Source organism: Chlorobaculum sp. 24CR (genome assembly GCF_004118635.1).
Taxonomy (GTDB): domain Bacteria; phylum Bacteroidota; class Chlorobiia; order Chlorobiales; family Chlorobiaceae; genus Chlorobaculum.
The window spans coordinates 1-4,280 of sequence record NZ_SDGU01000073.1; the positions used below are offsets into that span (position 1 = coordinate 1).

Below are 4,280 nucleotides of genomic sequence, written 5' to 3' on the forward strand. Positions count from 1 at the left end.
ATACATTATGACTTTTATGAATATATGTGCTCAATTATTACACTTTTATCTTTAACGAAGCAGAGCTTCGGGGAATATATCCCATAGAGATTAAAATCGCTCACCCTCCTTATCTTTCATCTCCCAGCACGACTTGATACAGTTCCATAATCCCAAGCTAAACATTGTTTCATAAATCTTTATTTCTTGACGAATTTTCTTGGAATGTATTTGTTGGTCTTTTAATTGTAGCTTAAGCTTTTTGTTCTTGTATTTCAAAGAATCTTTTTCTTTAATATCTCTCACTATGCGATTGCGTGCCTTTTTTGCCCATAATAATAATTCAGCAAAATCAGCATCATCGCCTGGATATTGATCTTGTAGTGGCTTACCGTTACTCCTCATAATTGGCATCACTCATATAGATTCATTTATTAAATTAACAGGCAAATGTCCCATATCTCAACCTACCATAACGCTTTGCGTGCCGACGAATTCAGACTCCAGCTTTGGCTCGCCATCCTCAAGCAGCATCTCAACGACTTCTCGAAGATTTTGATTTAATTCATCCAGACTTTCAGCCTGAGTATGCGCTCCCTGAAATCCAGGGATTAAGCCTACATACATGCCCGTATCAGGACAACGTTCAACAATTGCCGTATAGCTTTTCATAACAGTATTTCCTCGTGTTAATTGCATATGGTTTCCATATAACGCCCCTCGCTTCTTTACCAGACGATAACAGTGGCTTGAGCAAAGCCACAAACTCCGCTCTTACTGCACTCAACGCGACACCAACACATCTGGCAAATTTTTCCTCTGAATCAATGTAGTATTTCGTCAGAAAATCCCCATGCGGTTCAGTCAGTCTGAGCACAACCGACCACAGATTTTCAGCTCGACGGTGCCCCAAGAGGGCAGACACGCAGGTCTGCCCCTACAGTGAAAAATCACAAAAAAGTCCCCGCACCCCGCCTTCCTCCAAAATCCAAATCCCCCCTCAACCAAAAATCACGCTAACCTTACAGGCGACTCTATATAAATACCGCCCATAAATATACCCCCTTTACAGCCATAACAATCGTTAAAATAAAATTTACAGCCGCTGGTGAATTTTTCGCCGTGGATCGGGGTTTCTTCATCGTTGTCACTCTCGACAACCAAACATCAACCATTCATCAACCACATAACGCTCTTTATGGATACCCTGTTTCTCGCGCGTTTGCAATTCGCCCTGACGTCGGTGTTCCACTTCTTCTTCGTTCCCCTTACCCTCGGACTCTCCATTTTCACGGCGATCATGGAAACCGCGTGGGTCAGGACGGGCAAGGAGAAGTACCGTCAGTTGGCCAAATTCTGGGGACACCTGTTTCTCATCAACTTCGCCATCGGCGTCGTGACCGGCATCGTCATGGAGTTCCAGTTCGGCATGAACTGGTCGCAATACTCCCGCTTCGTCGGCGACATCTTCGGCGTGCCGCTCGCCATCGAGGCGCTGCTCGCCTTCTTCCTCGAATCGACCTTTCTCGGCATCTGGGTCTTCGGCTGGGATCGCATCCCGAAAGGGCTGCACGCAGCCTCGATCTGGCTGGTCGCTCTCGGCTCGAACCTTTCGGCGCTCTGGATCCTGGTCGCCAACTCCTTCATGCAGTCGCCGGTGGGCTTCCAGATGGCCGCTGACGGCTCGCGGGCTGAAATGACCAGCTTCTCGGAGCTGCTCTTCAACCCTTACGTCTGGTTGCAGTTTCCGCACGTCATCACCGCCGGCATCACCACGGGCGGATTCCTGGTGATCGCGGTCAGCGTGTGGCATCTCATCAGGAAAACCCAGGACGAGGATGCGTTCAAAACATCGCTCAAGTTTGGAGCGATCTACGCTTTCATCGGCACCGTGCTGGTCACGATGGCCGGTCACACACAGATGCAGGAGATGGTGCACAACCAGCCGATGAAGGTGGCCGCCGCCGAAGCGCTCTGGGAAACCGAAAACCCGGCGAGTTTCTCGCTCTTCACCATTGGCGACGAAGAGAAAATGGAGGATGTCTTCTCGATCCGCGTGCCTGGAATGCTCTCGTTCCTGGCCTACAACAACTTCTCCGGCGAGGTCAAGGGCATCCGCGAACTGCAGGAGGGGGCGGTCACGAAATACGGCCCCGGCAACTACATACCGTCGGTCATCACCGCCTACTGGAGCTTCCGCTTCATGGTGGGGGCGGGTACGCTGATGCTGCTGGCCGCCGCGATCGCGCTCTTCAAGGTGATCCGCGAGGACTACACCTTCGGCAAGCTCACCGCAGCACTGCTGCTCTCGGCGTTCACGCTCCCCTTCATCGCCAACTCGGCGGGGTGGATTCTGACCGAGATGGGCCGCCAGCCGTGGATTGTCGTCGGGCTGCTCAAAACCGAACAGGCGGTAACGCCCGCCTCGGTGGTCAGCGGCGCTGAACTGCTCACCTCGGTGGTGGTGTTCACCCTCATCTACAGCGCGCTGACGCTCGTCGATGTGCTGCTCTTGAAAAAATATGCAACGGCTGGCCTGCACGGCGCCGAATAAACCGAAAAGGAGACAACTATGGATTTGCAGACCATGCAGATAATCTGGTTCATTCTGGTCGCCGTTCTGTTCACCGGATTCTTCATTCTCGAAGGATTCGATTTCGGCGTCGGCATTTTGCTCCCCTTCATGGGCAAGGATGACCTCGAACGCCGCACGGTGATCAACACCATCGGCCCCTTCTGGGACGGTAACGAAGTGTGGCTCATCACGGCTGGCGGCGCGATCTTCGCGGCGTTTCCGCACTGGTACGCCACGCTTTTCAGCGGCTTCTACCTGGCGCTCTTGCTCATGCTGGTGGCGCTGATCTTTCGCGGCCTCGCGTTCGAGTACCGCAGCAAGCGCGACAACCCGGCGTGGCGCAGCTTCTGGGACTGGAGCATCTTCTTCGGCAGCGCCATTCCAGCCCTGCTCTGGGGCGTGGCGATGGCCAACTTCATCCGTGGCGTGCCGATTGACGAGTCGATGAACTACACCGGCGGCTTCTTCAACCTGCTCAACCCTTACGCGCTGGCCTGCGGCCTGGCCTCACTGACGATCTTCACGCTGCACGGCGCGGTGTTCCTGACGCTCAAAACCACCGACGAACTGCAAGAACGCGCGATGGGGCTGGCCAAAAAGGTCTGGATTCCGGCCACCTTGCTCTCGCTGGTCTTCGCGGTTTATACCTTCGTCGAGACCGACCTCTTCGCCCGCCTCGGCGTCAACCCCGGCGCGATTCCGATCTTCAGCGTACTGGCGCTGCTGTCGGTGATCGTGCTGCTCAACAAGGGCGCATCCGGCTGGGCGTTCGTCATGACCGCCATTTCGATTGCCTTCTCGACCATCACCATCTTCATGGGCCTCTTCCCGCGAGTGCTGGTATCGAGCACCAACCCCGACTGGAGCCTGACGATCTACAACGCCTCGTCGTCGGAGTACACCCTCGGCATCATGACGACGGTCGCCGCGATCTTCGTGCCGATCGTGCTGCTCTACCAGGGCTGGAGCTACTGGGTTTTCCGCCAGCGCGTCTCGAAAAACTCGAAGCTGGAGTACTGATTATCCGGGAGCGCTGCGCTCCCGGCTTTTGAGACAGTCACATGTTCATTTCTGCAAGGGCGGGCCAGAGTGTCCGCCCTTGCAGCTTTCCCGCCAATTGCGCACGCTCATCCCTCCGGAAGTGCCATCCCGACAAAGCGGTACGTCAACCTGTTACTGCCAGAATTATGATACCATGCGATTCAGTCTTGCCTGTAGCGAAATCGAACGCGTATGCAAAAAAACGAAACCCGGCTCAAAGCCGGGCTTCGCAGAAGAAGTATGAGACTACCTTATTACGCCTCGCCGACAAAAAATGCTCTTTTCCGCATGACAAGGCTTATGAGACCGCCGATTCCGAGAAGAGCAATGGTATTCGGCTCCGGGATGGGATGCGGCGGAAGTGGTGTCAACTGAAGCGCGTTCACCTGACCGTCTGCCAGTTGAAACGACATGGTATCTCCCCCAGCTAAAGACGTGACAAAATACTCCTGCACATCATAGGTGGTACCGGTACTATCTTCATACCAGGTATAAGGCACGGAAGCTTCAGCCGTTGATACGCCTGATATTCCCTGCAAAACCGCAGCGGTCTGGCCGCGTTCCGTATAAACATAGACGTGTCCTGTAGTCAAATAAAGGATCCTCGAAGCAGAGCTTCGAGGTATTTAGAAGAGTTGGAGCTGCTGTGAATGCAACTTTTTATACTCAATTTCTCGACCTTGAC

Annotated in this window: 5 protein-coding genes; 2 read left to right on the forward strand and 3 right to left on the reverse strand. The window is 53.6% G+C overall.

Annotated elements, in window-relative coordinates; translation table 11 throughout:
- Positions 1-90: 90 nt before the first annotated feature.
- Both EST62_RS12230 and EST62_RS12235 read right to left on the reverse strand, forming a co-directional pair.
- On the reverse strand, positions 91-396 hold the full coding sequence (locus tag EST62_RS12230; RefSeq protein ID WP_129052353.1) for a hypothetical protein: 306 nt from the start codon (positions 394-396) through the stop codon (positions 91-93).
- A 45-nt stretch (positions 397-441) separates the two neighbouring features.
- The gene (locus EST62_RS12235; RefSeq protein ID WP_129052354.1) at positions 442-651 is read right to left on the reverse strand and encodes a type II toxin-antitoxin system HicB family antitoxin; all 210 of its coding nucleotides are present in this window, start codon (positions 649-651) and stop codon (positions 442-444) included.
- Between the two features lie 526 nt (positions 652-1,177).
- On the opposite strand from EST62_RS12235, the gene EST62_RS12240 reads away from it, so the two are divergent.
- Positions 1,178-2,533: a cytochrome ubiquinol oxidase subunit I gene (locus EST62_RS12240; RefSeq protein WP_129052355.1), complete on the forward strand. Its 1,356-nt coding sequence runs from the start codon at positions 1,178-1,180 to the stop codon at positions 2,531-2,533.
- 18 nt (positions 2,534-2,551) lie between these two features.
- Positions 2,552-3,574 carry a cytochrome d ubiquinol oxidase subunit II gene (gene cydB / locus EST62_RS12245; RefSeq protein ID WP_129052356.1) on the forward strand — a complete coding sequence of 341 codons (1,023 nt, stop codon included), beginning with the start codon at positions 2,552-2,554 and terminating at the stop codon, positions 3,572-3,574.
- A 275-nt stretch (positions 3,575-3,849) separates the two neighbouring features.
- On the opposite strand, the gene EST62_RS12250 is transcribed toward cydB, so the two are convergent.
- Positions 3,850-4,188: a PEP-CTERM sorting domain-containing protein gene (locus tag EST62_RS12250; RefSeq protein ID WP_129052357.1), complete on the reverse strand. Its 339-nt coding sequence runs from the start codon at positions 4,186-4,188 to the stop codon at positions 3,850-3,852.
- Positions 4,189-4,280: the final 92 nt, after the last annotated feature.

Excerpts from the sequence above, each read along its gene's own strand:
- EST62_RS12235 (WP_129052354.1), bottom strand. The coding sequence starts at position 651 with ATGAAAAGCTATACGGCAATTGTTGAACGTTGTCCTGATACGGGCATG.
- EST62_RS12240 (WP_129052355.1), top strand. The coding sequence starts at position 1,178 with ATGGATACCCTGTTTCTCGCGCGTTTGCAATTCGCCCTGACGTCGGTG.
- cydB (WP_129052356.1), top strand. The coding sequence starts at position 2,552 with ATGGATTTGCAGACCATGCAGATAATCTGGTTCATTCTGGTCGCCGTT.